17 protein-coding genes and 3 tRNA genes are annotated in these 18,558 nt (G+C 46.1%); 12 read left to right on the forward strand and 8 right to left on the reverse strand.

All coding sequences use genetic code 11. The features are described from left to right. Nucleotides 1–316: 316 nt before the first annotated feature. Nucleotides 317–766, reverse strand: a complete 450-nt coding sequence (locus Q0K92_RS05220) for a hypothetical protein (RefSeq protein WP_297324751.1) — start codon at nucleotides 764–766, stop codon at nucleotides 317–319. A gap of 68 nt (nucleotides 767–834) precedes the next feature. Next, nucleotides 835–1,278: a protein YgfX gene (locus tag Q0K92_RS05225; RefSeq protein ID WP_297324752.1), complete on the reverse strand. Its 444-nt coding sequence runs from the start codon at nucleotides 1,276–1,278 to the stop codon at nucleotides 835–837. 130 nt (nucleotides 1,279–1,408) lie between these two features. On the opposite strand from Q0K92_RS05225, the gene Q0K92_RS05230 reads away from it, so the two are divergent. Then, a complete protein-coding gene (locus Q0K92_RS05230; protein ID WP_297324753.1) occupies nucleotides 1,409–2,449 on the forward strand; it encodes a folate-binding protein in 1,041 nt (346 codons plus the stop codon). Nucleotides 2,450–2,471: 22 nt separating this feature from the next. Here Q0K92_RS05230 and Q0K92_RS05235 read toward each other — a convergent pair whose 3' ends face one another. Further along, nucleotides 2,472–3,167, reverse strand: a complete 696-nt coding sequence (locus Q0K92_RS05235) for a DUF502 domain-containing protein (protein WP_297324754.1) — start codon at nucleotides 3,165–3,167, stop codon at nucleotides 2,472–2,474. 591 nt (nucleotides 3,168–3,758) lie between these two features. Here Q0K92_RS05235 and Q0K92_RS05240 point away from each other — a divergent pair. From Q0K92_RS05240 to pnp, 3 genes are all read left to right on the forward strand, one after another. Beyond that, nucleotides 3,759–5,219 (forward strand): dynamin family protein, encoded by a 1,461-nt coding sequence (locus Q0K92_RS05240; protein WP_297324755.1) that lies wholly within the window; start codon nucleotides 3,759–3,761, stop codon nucleotides 5,217–5,219. A gap of 349 nt (nucleotides 5,220–5,568) precedes the next feature. Next, the gene (gene rpsO / locus Q0K92_RS05245; RefSeq protein WP_297324756.1) at nucleotides 5,569–5,838 is read left to right on the forward strand and encodes a 30S ribosomal protein S15; all 270 of its coding nucleotides are present in this window, start codon (nucleotides 5,569–5,571) and stop codon (nucleotides 5,836–5,838) included. 134 nt (nucleotides 5,839–5,972) lie between these two features. Further along, a complete protein-coding gene (pnp, locus tag Q0K92_RS05250; RefSeq protein ID WP_297324757.1) occupies nucleotides 5,973–8,096 on the forward strand; it encodes a polyribonucleotide nucleotidyltransferase in 2,124 nt (707 codons plus the stop codon). 113 nt (nucleotides 8,097–8,209) lie between these two features. Here pnp and dksA read toward each other — a convergent pair whose 3' ends face one another. Further along, on the reverse strand, nucleotides 8,210–8,635 hold the full coding sequence (dksA, locus tag Q0K92_RS05255; protein WP_297324758.1) for an RNA polymerase-binding protein DksA: 426 nt from the start codon (nucleotides 8,633–8,635) through the stop codon (nucleotides 8,210–8,212). A gap of 260 nt (nucleotides 8,636–8,895) precedes the next feature. On the opposite strand from dksA, the gene Q0K92_RS05260 reads away from it, so the two are divergent. The 3 genes from Q0K92_RS05260 to Q0K92_RS05270 all read left to right on the forward strand — a co-directional run bounded on the left by Q0K92_RS05260 (nucleotide 8,896) and on the right by Q0K92_RS05270 (nucleotide 9,240). After that, a tRNA-Pro gene (locus Q0K92_RS05260) sits at nucleotides 8,896–8,972 on the forward strand. 34 nt (nucleotides 8,973–9,006) lie between these two features. Then, a tRNA-Arg gene (locus Q0K92_RS05265) sits at nucleotides 9,007–9,083 on the forward strand. Between the two features lie 81 nt (nucleotides 9,084–9,164). Continuing rightward, a tRNA-His gene (locus tag Q0K92_RS05270) sits at nucleotides 9,165–9,240 on the forward strand. A 268-nt stretch (nucleotides 9,241–9,508) separates the two neighbouring features. On the opposite strand, the gene Q0K92_RS05275 is transcribed toward Q0K92_RS05270, so the two are convergent. The 3 genes from Q0K92_RS05275 to Q0K92_RS05285 form a co-directional block, all read right to left on the reverse strand. Then, entirely contained in the window at nucleotides 9,509–9,988 is a 480-nt protein-coding gene (locus tag Q0K92_RS05275; protein WP_297324759.1) for a hypothetical protein, read from the reverse strand. A gap of 147 nt (nucleotides 9,989–10,135) precedes the next feature. Further along, nucleotides 10,136–10,675, reverse strand: coding sequence for a glutathione peroxidase (locus Q0K92_RS05280; protein ID WP_297324760.1), 540 nt, complete (start codon nucleotides 10,673–10,675; stop codon nucleotides 10,136–10,138). Nucleotides 10,676–10,937: 262 nt separating this feature from the next. Next, complete coding sequence (locus tag Q0K92_RS05285) at nucleotides 10,938–11,651, reverse strand: glutathione S-transferase family protein (protein ID WP_297324761.1); 714 nt, start codon at nucleotides 11,649–11,651, stop codon at nucleotides 10,938–10,940. Between the two features lie 145 nt (nucleotides 11,652–11,796). On the opposite strand from Q0K92_RS05285, the gene Q0K92_RS05290 reads away from it, so the two are divergent. From Q0K92_RS05290 to lspA, 5 genes are all read left to right on the forward strand, one after another. Further along, on the forward strand, nucleotides 11,797–12,177 hold the full coding sequence (locus Q0K92_RS05290; protein ID WP_297324810.1) for a helix-turn-helix domain-containing protein: 381 nt from the start codon (nucleotides 11,797–11,799) through the stop codon (nucleotides 12,175–12,177). 137 nt (nucleotides 12,178–12,314) lie between these two features. Further along, entirely contained in the window at nucleotides 12,315–13,880 is a 1,566-nt protein-coding gene (locus tag Q0K92_RS05295; protein ID WP_297324762.1) for an amino acid permease, read from the forward strand. Between the two features lie 119 nt (nucleotides 13,881–13,999). Continuing rightward, nucleotides 14,000–14,971 carry a bifunctional riboflavin kinase/FAD synthetase gene (locus tag Q0K92_RS05300; protein WP_297324763.1) on the forward strand — a complete coding sequence of 324 codons (972 nt, stop codon included), beginning with the start codon at nucleotides 14,000–14,002 and terminating at the stop codon, nucleotides 14,969–14,971. A gap of 26 nt (nucleotides 14,972–14,997) precedes the next feature. Continuing rightward, nucleotides 14,998–17,799: an isoleucine--tRNA ligase gene (gene ileS, locus Q0K92_RS05305; RefSeq protein ID WP_297324764.1), complete on the forward strand. Its 2,802-nt coding sequence runs from the start codon at nucleotides 14,998–15,000 to the stop codon at nucleotides 17,797–17,799. Between the two features lie 32 nt (nucleotides 17,800–17,831). Next, the gene (gene lspA / locus Q0K92_RS05310) at nucleotides 17,832–18,323 is read left to right on the forward strand and encodes a signal peptidase II (protein ID WP_297324765.1); all 492 of its coding nucleotides are present in this window, start codon (nucleotides 17,832–17,834) and stop codon (nucleotides 18,321–18,323) included. 30 nt (nucleotides 18,324–18,353) lie between these two features. On the opposite strand, the gene Q0K92_RS05315 is transcribed toward lspA, so the two are convergent. Continuing rightward, nucleotides 18,354–18,536 (reverse strand): hypothetical protein, encoded by a 183-nt coding sequence (locus tag Q0K92_RS05315; RefSeq protein ID WP_297324766.1) that lies wholly within the window; start codon nucleotides 18,534–18,536, stop codon nucleotides 18,354–18,356. Nucleotides 18,537–18,558 lie beyond the last annotated feature (22 nt).

An 18,558-nucleotide genomic window follows, 5' to 3' on the forward strand; every position in this document is an offset into this window, starting at 1 on the left:
GTCGACCTTACCCCTTAAAGTCAAGTCATTTGTCATAAATAACATTCTCCACATCAAGGAATTTTTATGCCTAGCCATCATTTTTCCATTTTATGAACAAGGAATTACATATGTAAGCACTTTTCTCTGAATAAATTTTGAGTTTTAGGAAATCTAGCGAGATCAGAAATAATAATTTGCACATTACATAAAAATAAAAAATATCGCAGCGGTAGTCAGAATAAAACTCAACTTCTCTCAAAAATGAGATACAGATTCATAAAGAGAAAGCTCTCGCGTTATCGTTTATAGATTTACTAACCGTTTGATTATAAACTCAAATTGATCCACCAATGCTTGCCGGCGACGGGTCCGCTACAAGACATTCGCTGAACACATAACCATTAGCTTCCTCAATCAATCCGTCACTTTCAGCGAGTACAAAACTGACACATTTCTTTGCTTTAAAAGAATACTGATATCTATCAGGTTGTTCTTTTTCAGGCAAAGCAATTTCATAAAATAAACCATCTTGAACCCACCACCGACCTGATTCAGCAAAGCTCTTGATAGTGCCATCCACTTCCACAAAACTAAATTCAATCGCATACGTACCATCAGCATTTCTTGTTTGCATCCATTTTTTTACCGTGCCACCTTCCTCCAGGTATTCACCGCTCCATACACCAATCAGCTTAACATCCAGGGACGGGCGTTGATTAATGCTTGAAATCGCTTTACAGCCGAACAAACCAGCCAAGAGACAAATAAAAAAAATTAACTTCATTATTACTTTTAAGATCAATATCATACGATATATAAAACTATTAGATGATCAAAATCGAGGCACCTGAATTATCCAATTTCACTGTTATTTTTCCACTTCCAACGCAACCATATCCGTAATTGCCTGAATTCCTCTGCATCAATGCCATCGGGCAGTATCACTACACTGCGCGTAAAGAGCTCCCCCACAGGCTTCAGATTCAGTACCGTCAGATAAGGCGCAACAAAGGTATTACCTAGTATGTTACAAATCATTGATTCGCCCGAGCGTATGGTTACGATGCATTGCATTTCATCAGATAGCGCAAAAACTATCACCGCATTGTCTGCGATGAGCAAGGCATCCTGCCGCAAATAATAAACCAGACTGATGACCAGCGCGATAGCGACAATCGCCTTAATACCCAAGGGCAGCGCCAACGGCCATAATAAACCGGCCGCAGCAATATGTACCAGACTGAGTAACGCCACGAGTTGAAATGAAGGTTTGCGATGAATGGACAAAATGGCCATATCAAAATGGTTTATCGATCATTAACATTTCAGAAGGTGAAGGCCAATTTCCTGAGATTGGCTCTTGATTTTACCCCGACGGGATATCGTATAATCACGCCTATTTACTATTCATAGTCTTTCTTTTTGCATGAATCCAGTCTGGCAAACCTATCTGCGTAACTGTCACGCCATTATTGAGAACGATTATGTGATGCATTTTGGTGATATCACAACAGAACGTAAAAATGCGCAGACCGGAACCATTATGACCGATCTTTCCCACCATGGCTTGATTCGTTTCTCTGGAAATGACGCACAAACCTTTTTACAAAGTCAGCTCAGTTGCGATGTTCGGGAAGTTAATCTACAGCAGGCGCAATATGGCAGTTATTGCACGTCCAAAGGCCGGGTACTGGCAAGCTTTTTACTGTGGCAGCAAGGCGATGATTATTTAATGCAATTGCCCGTCAGTTTAACTGCTTCGATGCAAAAGCGTTTAGCGCTCTATGTACTACGTGCCAAAGTGCAATTGACCGATGCAAGCAACGATCTGGCCCGAATCGGCATTGCAGGTCCGAATGCCGCTCTGTTGATTAAAGAAATTACAGAATCACCACACAATCCGGATCAACCGCTGCAAGTCATGCATCACGAAAAAATCAGCATTCTTTACCTTTCACAGCAGCGCATGGAATTGATCACACCGATCGAGAATGCCCCCATGCTCTGGGAGCACCTCAATCAGCACGCCGCGCCTGTTGGCACCGATTGCTGGGATTGGTTGACTATTCAAGCCGCGATTCCCACCATTCTGCCTGAGACCCAGGAAGCATTTCTGCCTCAAATGATCAATCTGGATGCCATTGGCGGCATCAGCTTTAAAAAAGGCTGCTACCCTGGTCAGGAAATCGTGGCACGCACCCAGTATCTTGGCAAACTCAAGCGACGCATGTTTCTGGCCCATATCGCCACAACCGAAACAATCAGCGCCGGTGATGCCTTATTCAGCATGGATATGGATGATCAATCCAGCGGCAACATCGTCAATGCTGCATTGTCTCCGCATGGCGGCTTTGATGTTTTGGCGGTCATCCAGCAAAGCAGCGTTGATACCTGTGATATTCATTGGCAATCATTGCGAGGCCCTGTGCTGACAATCAAGCCGCTTCCGTATCCGTTGCCTGTGTAAAAATACACTGATGCAACGTTATTCAGGCGTCTGGCTGCTTCTGCTTGTTCGAGAAATTCAGACTTTCGGGCGCATTGGTGCCGCCTGTCACCACAAATGTCATAGCTTCTTCGGTGGTCCAGTCCGTTAGAATGACATCTTCTATTGGCAGGATTTCGATATAACCGGATGTCGGATTGGGCGCGGTTGGTACATAAACCGCAGCTAATTTTCTCCCGCTATGCTTGTCTTGTATGATTTTTGTGATAAAACCGACAGCCTTCATTTCCGACGACGGAAAACTGATCAGAACGACGCGTTGTCCGGCAACAGGCGGTTGACTGATAGTATGCAAAAAGCGTTTAGTGGCACCATAGATTGTTTGTACTAATGGCAATCTGGCTAGTATGTTCTCATAAATACTAATCACCTTTTTCCCAATGACAAAAGATGCCAACAATCCAATACCGTACAGACTGGCTATGGTCAACAATGCGGCAACCGCATGCTGAAAATTCGAATCCAGCAACCAACTGGCTGTCGTATCTGAAAACGGACGTACTGCATGCGCCATTCCTTTTAACAAAGGATCCCCGATACGCGCCAACAAATTTAATAAAAAATCAAATACCAGCCAGGTAACCCACAATGGTGCCACTGTGAGACAGCCTATGAGTATATAGCGGCCTACGTGAACGGAATGCGTTGTGTGTTGCTCATTATTGCTTTCTGTCGTCATCTCTAAAATTGTCTCCAGCTGAACAGCCGATTTATCTTAACTCTTTTTATGATTATGCTTGTGCAATCAACGTTGCACTTCTCCAAATTACAAACCACAACCAGCTAACTAATATTAGTTTACGCAAATATCGCATGAACATTAGGAATACCATTTATTAGCAGGCCGTTGAAAAACCACCTGCATTGCCGCTGCGGCGTTAAAAACAGGTTCAGAATGCTCATTTATTATGCATAAACTGCGCTTTCTCGCCTGTTCTTGCCTGGTATCGGCTGCCTCGAAAACGTTTTTCAACGGTCTGCTAGCAAGGCAGCATTGTTCTTGGTAGAATCCCCGGGCTAGTTTCTTTAACTTTTAACATAAATACTAGTACAGTACTGAATGTGTTATACCAAACAATGACGCGATACCTGTTTTCTTTTGATTCAAAAAAGTTTTGGTTAGTGTACATTCCTTTTTTATAAAAAAACCAAATAACTTTTTGAAAAACAGCATCAATTCATGCAAACAGCGTTAATAAACAAACCAAAAATATCACCCGTACAGCATCTTGTTGAGGGTGCACTTTTATAAGAATGAAAAGGAACTGTTATGTCACATAGTTCAACACAAATCAATAAGTACCTAAAAAGTCTACAAAAACATCTTGCCGACGAGCATCCTGATAATCCGACTCTGGCCAACGCGGTAAAAAGTTTTAGAAAAATGGATTATGTTGGTCATAGCATGGGATTAATCAATAAGGATGAATCCTATGCAACTTGTGTAACGTGGTGGCCCATGATCGCCGTATTGGGTACGTTTTCTGCCGGCAAGTCAACCTATATTAACTCCTACTTAAACTTACCACTTCAACGTACAGGCAACCAGGCTGTCGATGACAAATTCACAGTGATTTGCTACAGCCGCCATAATGAAGCAAAGACGCTGCCAGGCATTGCACTCGATGCAGATCCACGTTTTCCATTTTTTCAGATAAGCCGCAGTATTGAAGAAATCTCCGAAGCCGGACAAGAACGTATTGATGCTTACTTGCAACTAAAAACATGCCCATCTGAAAACGTACGCGGAAAAATTCTCATCGATTCTCCCGGCTTTGATGCCGATAACCAGCGTGCATCGACATTACGCTTGACTCAACACATCATTAATTTGTCTGACCTTGTGTTAGTGTTTTTTGATGCACGCCATCCGGAACCGAAAGCGATGCAAGACACTTTGGCGTATTTAGTATCGGCCAGTGTTAACCGCGCAGACGCCAATAAATTTCTTTATATTCTGAATCAAATCGATGTCACAGCACAAGAAGACAATCCTGAGGAAGTCGTCTCAGCTTGGCAACGCTCATTGGCTGAAGTTGGCTTGGTCACTGGACGATTCTATCGAATTTATAACCCAAGTGCCGCCGTCCCGATTGCGAATCCCCATATTAGAGAACGTTTTGAAAAAAAACGTGAAGAGGATATGGCTGATATCGATGCACGCATGCACCAAATCGAAGTAGAGCGTTCCTACCGTATTGTTGGCAAACTTGAACAAACAGCAAAAGGCATTAAAAATCAAGTTGTCAACAAACTCTCTGATATGCTGAAAAAATGGAAAAGCAAAGTTATGCTGTTTGATGGCTTGGTTTTTAGTACATTAGCAATATTAGCGGGTATTGCACTTACCCTGAGCGAATCTTGGAGTCTTGTCAAAACATTCCCGACTGAATTTATGCAAGGTGAGACATCCGCGTTGGTCATAGCCTTAGTGCTGGTAATCGGCGTTATTTACATTCATTTTTCTATCCGTCGTGCAGTTGCCAATAGATTGCTGAAAAAATTGGCGGATGAAATCAAGGATCATGAAACATACAAGCAGTACATGCAGGCATTCAACAAGAGCACTGCTGCTCATCGTCCAATGTTCCTGCAAGGTCCAGCTGGTTGGAATGAAGTAACGCAGCAAACCATTGATGAAATCATTAACGAAGCCAATGATTACATTCAAACATTGAATGATCAGTTTACCAACCCATCAGGACATGGCGGCGAAAACTCGCAAGTTTAACTCTGCTGATAACAAGCCTTACTTACTATTAACTTGGATAACCAAAAGAATTGCTGATGTACAACCAATCACGGCATTGATTCTTTTGCTATCCAAGTTTATCCAGCCATTCCCAGATTCGCTCCTCAATACATGCATTTCCAACATACGACTTACAAAAATCTAAAAAACATAAGATCCTGTATCACATAAATTTATCAATACATATCGTCAAAGCAATCCTTATTTTCTACCCCCGATCATTTTTAATCATTCCACACCCCGATCTGATTTGGACAAGAACAATATTAAAGAGTAAAATTCCGGCTTTTCTTTACACTGGTAATTAATTGAATTGGAGAAATCATTTATGTCAGTCACAATCGACCAAAAAGCACAGGTAGTGCGCGACTATCAAAGAGCCGACGGAGATACTGGCTCTCCAGAAGTTCAAGTTGCTCTTTTGACAACTCGGATCAACGATCTGATTGGGCATTTCAAAACACATGTCAAGGATCATCATTCGCGTAGAGGCCTGCTACGTATGGTAAGTCGCCGTCGTAAGCTATTGGACTATCTTAAACGTCGCAATGCTGATACGTATCAGACACTGATTGAACGCCTTGGTTTACGCAAATAAATGCTCTCCGCAAACCCGGTCAGCTGCAAATTAAGTAGATCATTTTCCGTTAAAATTTCCTTACAACCAGTAACCTGGTTTGATGGCGATTTAAAATTCGGAAAAATTCATCAGAATTAGAAAAGGATTGTTAATTGAAACCCATCAAGAAGAGCATTACCTACGGACGTCATCAGCTTACGCTGGAAACGGGAGAGATAGCAAGACAAGCACATGGCGCTGTAGTGGTTACAATGGACGATACAGTTGTACTTGTTACCGTAGTCGGTGCAAAAAATATAAAACCTGGCCAGGATTTCTTTCCACTCACCGTGGATTATCAGGAAAAATTTTATGCTGCAGGCAGAATACCTGGTAGTTTCTTTAAGCGGGAAGGTCGCCCATCAGAAAAAGAAACTCTCACTTCCAGGCTTATTGACCGCCCTATTCGCCCACTCTTCCCCGAAGGTTTCTATAATGAAGTGCAAATCGTCGCCACTGTCATGTCATCTGACAATGAAGTGGATGCAGATATTCCTTCTATCATCGGGACCTCAGCAGCGCTCATCCTTTCCGGCATACCATTTGATGGTCCTCTTGGCGCAGCTCGCGTCGGCTTCATCAATAATGAATATGTGCTCAATCCAACTATTTCAGAACTTAAGGATACTCAACTGAATTTAGTGGTTGCAGGTACGCAACAAGCCGTTCTGATGGTCGAATCCGAAGCGATGGAATTACCTGAAGAAGTAATGCTTGGCGCTGTTGTGTATGGTCACGAGCAAATGCAAGCGGTTATCAATGCAATCAATGAATTTGCTGATGAAGCAGGTGTAACTACCTGGGATTGGACACCACCTGCAAAAGATACTGCATTTGTAGAAAAAATCGCTGGGATGGCAGAAACCGACTTGCGGCAAGCCTTTAAGATAAAACAGAAGCAAGCGCGTTCTGAAGCTATTGAAGCAATCAGTCAACGCATATCGACTGAAATCGGTGTTGATACCGAAGGCGGTCCCGATTTGCAAACCTTCAAGGAAGCTTTTTTTGCATTGGAATCCAAAATCGTACGCAATCAAATCTTAGATGGGGAACCTCGCATTGATGGCCGTGGTACACGCACCGTCAGAGCTATTACCATTCGGAATGGCGTACTGCCCCGCACACATGGATCAGCGCTCTTCACACGCGGCGAAACTCAAGCATTAGCGGTGGCAACACTGGGCACAGCACGCGATGAGCAAAAGATTGACTCACTTCAGGGTGATTACAACGATCGCTTCATGTTGCATTACAACATGCCTCCCTACGCCACTGGGGAAATAGGCCGTGTCGGCACTCCAAAACGCCGGGAAATCGGTCACGGACGCCTTGCAAAGCGCGCCTTAGCGGCTGTTCTGCCTTCTCCGGAAGAATTTGGTTATTCGTTACGCGTCGTATCTGAAATTACCGAATCCAACGGCTCCAGTTCAATGGCATCGGTTTGTGGTGGCTGCCTTGCGCTCATGGATGCGGGTGTGCCACTCAAAGCTCATGTTGCCGGCATTGCCATGGGCTTGATTAAAGAAGGGAATCGCTTTGCTGTGCTCACCGATATTCTTGGCGATGAAGATCATCTGGGTGATATGGATTTTAAAGTAGCGGGTACCGAAAAAGGCATTACCGCATTGCAGATGGATATTAAGATTCAAGGTATCACCAAAGAAATCATGCATGCCGCACTAATACAAGCGCATGAAGGGCGCATGCATATTCTGCAAATCATGAAACAGGCGCTGCCTTCGACTCGCGAGGATATCTCAGTTCACGCACCACGTATCATCAAACTCAAAATCAATCCAGAAAAAATTCGTGATGTCATCGGTAAAGGTGGCGCCGTTATACGCGCACTTACGGAAGAAACCGGTACCACGATTGATATTACCGATGATGGTCAAGTAACAATTGCTTGTGTCAGCGCTGAAGGTGGTGAGCTTGCCAAAAAACGTATTGAAGATATTACCGCTGAAGTTGAGGTTGGAAAAATTTATGATGGTGTAGTTTTAAAATTACTTGATTTTGGTGCTATTGTCAGCGTTCTGCCTGGGAAAGACGGCTTATTACATATTTCACAAATTGCCAACGAACGTGTTAACAATGTTTCCGATCATCTGAATGAAGGTCAACAAGTACGCGTCAAGGTGCTTGAAGCCGATGATAAAGGAAGGTTACGATTAAGCATGAAAGCCGCATCTGTTGATGAAAATAATTCCGACTCTGCCACAGAAGAAGAATCCTAAAATAAAATTCTGCTGTCTTTAGTCTTTACTATTAAATATTAAAAAACCCTGTGATCTACACAGGGTTTTTTATTTCCACCACCGATTCAGATTGATTACTCTTCCATATACACCTACTTAGCTATTTGCTTCTCACGCATTTCATCCAACGTTTTGCAGTCAATGCAGAGTGTTGCAGTCGGCCGGGCTTCAAGCCGCTTTAATCCAATCTCTATTCCACAGCTTTCACAATAACCATAATCCCCAGAGTCTATTTTTCCAATTATCTCATCGATCTTCTTGATAAGTTTACGCTCACGATCACGGTTGCGTAACTCAAGTGTCATATCAGATTCCTGGCTAGCACGATCGTTGGGGTCAGCAAACACTGTAGCGTCATCTTGCATGGTGTGGACCGCACGATCAATATCCTGACCCAATTCAATTTTCATACCTTCCAATATCTTACGAAAATGTGTGAGCTGGGCAGGACTCATATAATCCTCACCTGCTTTTGGTTCATAGGGCGTCACTTGTTTACTCTGTAGCTCTTTTGGCATCTCTTTAAGGTTCCTTAATTCCGGTAGCGTACAAAAATCGTATACTATTATCAGAAAATACATTAGATCACAAGTTATTTATCCAGCTCATTACATGTCTCAACTTAAAATAGTATAAAAATCCAGAACTCATTTGTGACATTATTCGTACAATACCAACATTTCTAAATTCCTATACTTGCAATAGAAGGCAGAATTCTTATCTTCGCATACGAAGAAATTGACGTTTCAAACCTAAGAAGGTATAGTGACGCCTTTTCCGGGGTGTAGCGTAGCCTGGTAGCGCGCCTGGTTTGGGACCAGGATGTCGGGAGTTCAAATCTCTCCACCCCGACCAATTTCAGCCCTAATATTTAGAGCAGCCCGATTTGGTGCCCGTAGCTCAATCGGATAGAGCACCAGCCTTCTAAGCTGGGGGTTACAGGTTCGATCCCTGTCGGGCACGCCACAAATATTTCTATATAGTGTGGACTACATTACTCAACACAGTTTGTGTAAATTAAACCAATTTGCCTTAGTTTTTCTTATGGTGGCTGTAGCTCAGCTGGTAGAGTCCCGGATTGTGATTCCGGTTGTCGTGGGTTCGAGTCCCATCAGCCACCCCATATCACTATATAATTGCATAACATATACCTGAATTTTATAAGACAATATTGAATAAGGTGACAAATGTTTGATATTATTGAAGTAATTTTTTATTCAACAATCGCACTGGTGATTGGATTTGTTGCTGCTCAAATAATCACTAATAAATTTTTTAAATAAAACACTTCTGCAGCATTCTCGGTACAGGAAGTTAATCCCGAAGAGATTAAAAAGACACTTGAATCTAAAATAGAATAAAAAGATCGGTGTCGATTTAAATCATCAAAACTAACCAAGTGATTCTATATCCAGCTTCACATCGTAATTGAAAGTTTTGCCATCCACCTCATTACCACCCGTGATAATGGCATTACAAATAGTTATTCGGTTCGAGAGCTGCTTCTCATCCAACCGGCGATGAAAGTTTTGGGCATCTTCCCGGCTTAAGTAGCCGACAGTCCGATTGTTGATATCCACCCGCACGGCACCGCTGTCGCAGGAATTGTCGTTATCCGGCATCAGATGGGCTTGAAAAATCTGTGCGTTAGGATCTGAATCTGCATTGACGGCATTTTCCTGTATTAATTGCCTAATTGCCTCCTGATACAATTCCCCCTTGACTGTAACAGCAAACTGCCCTCGTTCTGTCCATGCATAATTTCCTTCCGCCGTGCTGAGACTTGGTTGTGGGCCATCCTCCGCTTGCGTTGCAGTTTTTCCAGCAGCAATTTTTTTCTGTTGACTAAGAGAACGACTGCAGAAATACACGCAATTGGCAGAATATGCGACTTATCGACCCCGGCACCGGCGATTAGTCCGATAAACAAAGAAAGTATCAGGATCGACAGAACGCCTATTTCCGGTTCTTGCTCGTGTGCCGAATCGGAAGAAGAATGAGGTTGTTTTTTCATCAACTTATTGCTGCAAAGCCTGCTCAATGGCTGTCGTCACAACTGAATCAAAGGGTTTTGTGTGCGGACTGAATTGCGCGATGAATTTGCCATCGCGACCGATCAGGTATTTGTGGAAATTCCACGTTGGGTAGGTACCGGATAGCTCGGCCAACTGTGCATAAAGGGGATGAGCATGTTCTTTTTTCACGAGTGTTTTCTCAAACATGGGAAACTTAACATCAAAGGTAAGGCGGCAAAAATCCTGAATTTCCGCTTCGGTTCCCGGTTCCTGACCCATAAAATCATTCGATGGGAAACCCAGTACAACAAGTCCCTGCTGTTCATATTTTTCGTGCAATTTTTCCAAGCCCTCATACTGTGGCGTATAGCCACACTTACTCGCAGTGTTGACGATAAGCAGCACTTTGCCAGAGTAAGTTTCACATAAATTCACCGTTTCCGGTGCTGCAAGTTTGCGAAAATTCTGATCCAACAGCGTACTGTTGCAACCGAAAACAGGGTTAGCTAGAAAAGCCATGATCAATACGAGAAAAGTGCGCATGCTCGCCTCCTCAATTAAGTTGTTGGTGTATCTCGAAAGTCGTTTCAAGTTCATTTTATCTCACTTTCCGGCAATTGGATTTTGCTTGAAACAGTTTTCCACATTGCCAATCCGCCGTGATTAAACGATAGCGCACACAGATCCACGCTGCAATTAATCTTCAGAGGGATCACATTATGAGAATTTTTGTCCCAGATACAGTGAGATATTGCTCACCAATGGCACGATGCTCTGGGAGTGCGCCACCCTTTTTGTATAATCCTTAGCGCGTCATTTGCAATTCCGGATAAAACTCATGTTTGATCCGGTTTACATAGTCGACCAGATTATGCTTGGATAAGCCATATTCCTTCAGCGGTGACTCAATCGGGCAGCCGATGATATTGATCAGCAGACCAAACGCCGAAGTATCCAACGTAGTAGGCCGGTCGCCTAAAAAGTATTGCTGATCGCCAAGGCTTGCGGATAACGCATCAATGTCCTGTTTGCCCAATGTGAAGATTTCTTCAGCCTGATGCCTGCCGGTACCGTGACCGTGGATCTGCCGCTTAATTTTTTGACGCCAGCGGCTGGCGACAATATCCCGAATAATAGGCGGCAATCCTCCAAAAATGGCTTGCTTGTTGGTTTGCCAGTTTGCGTCGGTGTATTGCCAGCGTGAATATAGCGCAGCCCAGAACAAATGCTCCTCAAGCAAACGCTGCATAGCCAACGACACTGCCAACTCTGCATCATTTAACTCTTTATCCAGATCTGTATAGGTTGATTTAAGATGCGCGATGATAAAACGCGAATCACCCAATGCTTTGCCGCCATCCTCAATATAGGGCAATTTACCTTTCGGCGCACGCAACGGAAGTGTTGATTTAATTTCATAACCGATATCCGCCATGCGCAAGTACGTTTCGATTTTGCAACAGAAAGGGCTTAAATTAGGAATACCCCAGGTGCGTTCAAATTGATACAGTTTTAACATATCAGTGATCCTCATGATGATTAATACAACCTTAATATCTACTTGTACAATGCAAGCAACTTTATCTCATAGACTTGCTAATTGCAAGCGAATGTACTACAGTGCCACTGTAATCGTTTATCCGCTGAATAAGGTACATGAATTGATGAATGATAATCCGGATCAATCCACTTTTGAGCGCTCGTGTTGTCCGATTGCCTGCGCGTTGGATCAGCTCGGCGACAAATGGACATTGTTGATTATTCGCGACCTATTATTGGGTAAAAAGCGATATCAGGAACTGATCACATCGCCCGAACGCATCGCCACAAACATTCTGGCGGATCGGCTGAAGAAACTGGAAATTGCCGGAATCGTCATGCAACAAGCCTATCAACAAAAGCCGCTACGCCATGAATATCGTCTGACAAAAAAGGGAGAAGATTTACGGCCCATACTGGAAGCGTTGGTTAAATGGGGAAAAGTCTATTATCCAGGTAGTATGGTTTTTAAACCGCATGAACACCGATCATCCGGCGAGAATTAAATAATAAGACTTGCACAATGATGGAGTCGGCCAGCGGCTCCATTTTATCTTTACGCCAGCGTCATTTCTTGTACACTATGTCCCCGCAGAATTCCCGGTTTATCGAAGACATTTGCATTCACTGAAAGGAACCATTCATGATTTTCTGGCGCGTAAAATCACTAGATGCCATTCTGGCCACAGCAGAAAAGAAAAGCCTGCAACGCACCTTAGGCGCATGGCAATTAACGCTCCTGGGCGTCGGCGCGATCATCGGGACGGGTATTTTTGTATTGACCGCCGAAGCTGCGCAGAAAGCCGGCCCTGGCATGATGCTCTCTTTTGTCATTGCCAGTTTTGTCTGTATCGTAGCAGCCCTTTGCTATTCCGAATTGTCCTCCATGGTGCCTGTCTCCGGCTCCGCATATACCTATTCCTATGCAGTTCTGGGTGAATTGGTGGCCTGGTTGGTGGGGTGGGCGCTGATGCTCGAATATTCCGTAGCTGCAAGCGCCGTAGCGGTCGGATGGTCAGGTTATTTTGTCGGGCTCCTCGATCATTCATTGGGGATCAAAATTCCCTTTGCGCTGGCGAATGGTCCTTTTGCCGGCGGTATCATCAATTTACCGGCAATCTTCGTGTGCATACTAGTCGTTGGACTCCTCGTTATCGGCACACGGGAAAGCGCGCAATTTAATGCGGTGCTTGTTGCCATCAAGATTGCCATCCTGACACTGTTTATTGCGCTTACGCTACCAGTCGCTGACATTGAGAATTTCCAGCCTTTCTTGCCTTTGGGTGAAGTGGGTGTGGTCGCGGCGGCATCTTCCATTTTCTTTGCCTATGTGGGATTCGATGCGGTTTCGACCGCTGCGGAGGAAACCAAGAATCCACAACGCAATGTACCCATCGGACTCATCAGTTCGCTGATGATCTGCACTGTCTTTTACCTGCTGATTTCGATGGGTGCGATTGGCGCCATCGGCGCACAGCCGGTGCTGGATGCAGCCGGCAAAGGCTTGGCACCCGGTTCACTGGCGTTAGCTGAGCAATGCCAATCGCTCACCACCGCCGGACAACAACCATTGGTTTGTTCGCGTGAAGCGCTGGCACTGGTCCTGCGGGAAATCGGATGGGAAAAGATCGGCAATCTGCTCGGACTGACTGCTTTCCTGGCGCTGCCTTCAGTGGTGCTGATGATGCTGTTCGGTCAGACGCGCATCTTTTTCGTCATGTCGCGCGACGGTCTGCTGCCGGAAGTGTTGAGTCGTATTCATCCACGCTTCAAAACGCCACATATTGTTACGTACATGACAGGCCTCGGTGTGACCATCGCCGCGGCCTTTTTGCCGGTCGGTAAGCTGGCGGACATTTCCAATTCCGGTACGCTGTTTGCCTTCATGGTCGTGGCATTCGCGGTGATGATACTGCGCGTCAAGGATAAGCATCGCGTGCGGCCTTTTAGAGCGCCTGGAATCTGGCTAGTGGGACCGCTTGCCGTGGTGGGTTGTATCACGCTTTTTCTGTTCCTGCCCACCGATGCCAAACTGGTATTTCCGATCTGGTCCGGAATTGGGCTAATTTTCTATTTCCTGTACGGTTACCGCAAGAGCCACGTTGCCCGAGGTATCGACATCGCAGCCGGCGGCGAAGACATCATCAGTCAGGTTCGACCGCTGGTGGATTGCCATCATGACAATAGTCCACCAAGAAATAAGGACTGAGCACACATAAATCGCGCTTTCTCACCCATTTCCGCCTGCCTCGAAAACGTTTTTCAACAGCTCGCTAGACCTGTTTGCCTTAAACACGCTAAAATGACCAATTTTAAGGTTTCCCGGCCATGCACACTTGGCGACGGTCATATCAATGCGCTAAGACACCGGTTGCACTCACCATCGGTAATTTCGATGGCGTTCATTTAGGCCATCAAGCCATGCTCGCGCGCCTGAAAGACACTGCCAATAAACTCGGGCTTCCTGCTTGCGTGATGATTTTTGAACCGCATCCGCGCGAATTCTTCGCCCCGGATCACGCCCCTGCCCGCTTGACCAGTCTACGGGAAAAACTGAAATTACTAATCCAGGCGGGAATCGACTGCATTCATATCTGCCGCTTCAATGATGATTTCGCTGAAATCAATCCGGAAGCATTTATCACGCGCATTCTGAACCAAGCGCTGTCTGTCCGCTGGTTGCTGGTGGGAGATGATTTCCGTTTCGGGGCACGACGTGCCGGTGATTTCGCTATGCTGCAAGCCCTTTCAACGGCAAATGGCTTTGCGGTGGAAATCATGCCCAGCGTGATCATGAATGGCCAGCGCGTTTCCAGTACCGCTATCCGGCAAGCGCTCGCTCATGGCAACCTGAATGCCGCCCAGGAACTACTGGGCAGACCGTACAGCATCAGCGGACGGGTGATTGACGGCGACAAACTAGGCAGGCAGATCGGATTTCCAACTGCAAATATTCAGTTGAAATATAATCGCCCAGCACTGTCAGGTATCTTTGTTGTCGCGGTGCATGGCGCCATCCGATCGTCACCTGCTACACCACTGCCCGGTGTCGCCAGCCTGGGTGTGCGGCCGACGGTGCATGAAAATGGCAAACCGGTACTGGAAGTGCATTTGTTCGACTTTAACCGGGAAATTTATGGACAGCATTTGCAGGTTGATTTTCTACACAAACTGCGCGATGAAGAAAAATATGCGAATATCGACACGCTCATCCGGCAAATTGAAAAAGATGTCACGCAGGCAAAAGACTTTTTCATGACGGCGCCAATCCATTCAAGTAGCTTATGTAACGCCCTTTAACCCATTCATTTTTAGTTCTTTAGTTCATGACTGATTACAAGAAAACCCTCAATTTACTCGACACACCATTCCCGATGCGTGGCAATCTCGCCAGCCGCGAGCCCGGCATGCTGAAAGCCTGGCAAGAAAAAAATCTATATCAGAAAATCCGCGCTGCCAGCCAAGGACGCCCCAAATTCATCTTGCATGACGGCCCCCCTTATGCCAATGGCGACATCCATATCGGTCACGCGGTCAACAAAATCCTTAAAGACATCATCATCAAAAGCAAAACACTTGCAGGTTTCGATGCGCCATACGTCCCGGGTTGGGATTGTCATGGGCTGCCCATCGAGCATCAGATCGAGAAAAAACACGGCAAGCACTTACCTGCCGATAAAGTGCGCGAACTCTGCCGGGCTTTTGCCAAAGAGCAGGTAGAGCGCCAGAAAGCTGATTTCATTCGCCTGGGTGTATTGGGCGACTGGGACCATCCTTATCTCACGATGGATTTCAAGACAGAAGCCGGCATTATTCGCGCCTTGGGGAAAATTTATCAAAATGGCTATCTGTATCAGGGTCAGAAGCCGGTCAATTGGTGTATCGACTGTGGCTCCGCACTGGCTGAAGCGGAAGTGGAATATGAAGACAAAGCTTCACCAGCGATTGATGTCGGTTTTACCGTGCAATCGTCCGAGTACCGATTGCTCAGCGATACCTTTGGTGTCGTCATCCCTGCAAGTACCCCAATCTATGCGATTATTTGGACGACTACGCCATGGACCCTGCCCGCCAACCAAGCAATCAGCGTTCATCCGGATTTCGACTATGCGCTGGTACAAACCCCACGTGGCTTGCTGATCCTCGCCAGCGAACTGAAACAAGCGTGCCTGGAACGCTACGACTTAACGGGTGAAACACTGGCGACCTGCAAAGGCCAGGCGTTGGAACATTTGCCATTGCAGCATCCGTTTGAACCGCGCACGGTCAACATCATCTGCGGCAAACATGTCACGCTGGAAGCCGGCACAGGTCTTGTGCATACGGCACCGGCGCATGGTCTGGACGATTATTTTGTGGGACAACAATATGGCCTGCCGAGCGAAAGCCCGGTGGCTGGCGATGGTAAATTTATCGCCAATACGCCTTTGGTTGGCGGGCTTTCCGTGTGGAAAGCCAACGATGTGGTCATTGACACACTCAAAACCAGCGAGCATCTGTTTTGTCTGAAAAAAATCGATCACAGCTACCCGCATTGCTGGCGCCATAAAACACCGATCATTTTTCGCGCCACGCCACAGTGGTTCATCGGCATGAATCTACATAACACAACTGCAGCAACGGCACAGAAAAAAAACCTGCGCGACTTAGCCATGCAAGCTGTCGAGTCCACCGCATTTTATCCGGCATGGGGCAGAGCCCGCCTGGAGGCGATGATCAACAATCGTCCGGACTGGTGCGTTTCACGCCAACGCAACTGGGGTGTCCCTATGGCGCTTTTTGTGCATAAGGAAACCCACGCACCGCACCCACGATCGCTTGAATTGCTCGAACAAGTCGCGCAAAAAGTGGAACAGCAAGGCATCGAAGCCTGGTTCGCACTGGATGCTGCAGAATTGCTCGGCGCAGACGCCAGCGATTATAAAAAACTGACCGATACGCTGGATGTGTGGTTTGATTCCGGCACCACGCACGACACCGTTGTCAAAGCGAATGCGCAGCTCAAATTCCCGGCCGATCTGTATCTGGAGGGTTCCGACCAGCATCGCGGCTGGTTTCAATCTTCACTGCTGACCGGTTGCGCCATCGACGGCCGCGCACCCTACGATGCACTGCTTACGCATGGGTTTGTCGTCGACGGCACCGGCCACAAAATGAGCAAATCCAAGGGCAATGTCATCGCGCCGCAAAAAGTGATGGATACCTCCGGTGCTGATATTCTGCGTTTATGGGTGGCATCGACGGATTATTCCGGCGAACTCTCCATTTCCGAAGAAATTCTTAAGCGCGTGGTCGAAAGTTATCGCCGCATCCGCAATACGCTGCGTTTCTTGTTGGCCAATCTGATGGATTTTAATCCGCAAACAGACTTGGTTGACGTCACCGACCTGCTGGAAATCGATCGCTACATGCTGGCATTTACTGCAGCGTTCCAGCAAGATTTAACCCAAAGCTATCAGCGCTATGAGTTCCATCAAGTGGTGCATCAACTGCATAATTACTGCTCTGAAGATTTGGGTGGCTTCTATCTGGACATCCTCAAAGATCGCCTGTACACAGCGGCAGCCAAAGGCATACCGCGCCACTCGGCACAAACTGTGCTGTATCACATTACGCACAGTCTGGTACGCCTGTTTGCACCGATCTTGAGCTTTACTTCGGAAGAAGTCTGGGAACACCTGACCGGCGATAGCGAAAACAGCGTATTACTCCATCAATGGCATACCTTTCCAGCGCAACCGGATACCGAGTTATTACAACAACGCTGGGCAAAAATACGCACGTTGCGTTCGCACGTGCTGAAGAAACTGGAAGAATCCCGGGCGCAGGGGGAAATCGGCTCATCACTGGCGGCAGCGGTCGAGATACGCACCAATAGCGATGACTTTACCCTGCTCAATGCATTGGGTAACGATTTACGTTTTGTGCTGATTGTCTCCGCAGTCACGCTGATTCAAGTCAGCGATCCGCAGCAGCAAGGTATTTCCGTGACATCCAGCACACACGCAAAATGTGAGCGTTGCTGGCATTACCGCCAAGATGTGGGGCACCACGCGGAACATGCCACGCTGTGTGAACGCTGCGTCACCAATCTTTATGGTCGTGGTGAAGAACGACACTATGCGTAACACCCAATATCAATTACCGGAAACTTTTCACTATGAAGCTTTATATCAGCCTGAGCATTGCTTTGATTGTTCTGACATTAGACCTTGCCAGCAAGTACTGGGTGGAATCCGCATTGGAGTTCGGCCAGAAAATCCCGTTGACCGGTTTCTTTAACCTGGTGCTGACTTACAATCCCGGTGCTGCGTTTAGTTTCCTGAGCGAGGAATCAGGCTGGCAGCGCTGGTTCCTGAGCGGCATTGCAGGCAGCGCCGCTGTGCTGATTATCTATCTGCTCAATAAATACCGTCATGAGAAATTATTCTGTTTCTCATTGAGTTTCATTCTGGGCGGTGCGCTAGGCAATTTATACGACCGAATCACACTCGGTCATGTGGTCGATTTTCTGGATTTCTACATCGGCGATAGTCACTGGCCGGCATTCAATATTGCCGATTCCGCCATTTTTATCGGTGCCGCACTGATGATTTATGAAAGTTTCCAGCACAAGGAAAATCCGCAAGATTCTGAGAAAAAAGCTAAGTAATTTACATTGACAGCCAAATTACTAAGAATCCTATTTGGTCGATTTCTTTTTATCTTCTTCCTTAGTGATCGGATTCTGTAGCGTATAGCCTTCTTTCTTCATTTGATACCCGCCATAAGCACCCGCCCCGGCAGCCGCCAGCATCCAACAGCCGGACAACCAGGGTAGCATCGTCAGCAAAGCAACCGCACTTGCTATCTGTTTTCTCTTCATAGTAGATTCCTGTAGAAAATAA

This window comes from Nitrosomonas sp., assembly GCF_024282095.1.
Taxonomy (GTDB): domain Bacteria; phylum Pseudomonadota; class Gammaproteobacteria; order Burkholderiales; family Nitrosomonadaceae; genus Nitrosomonas.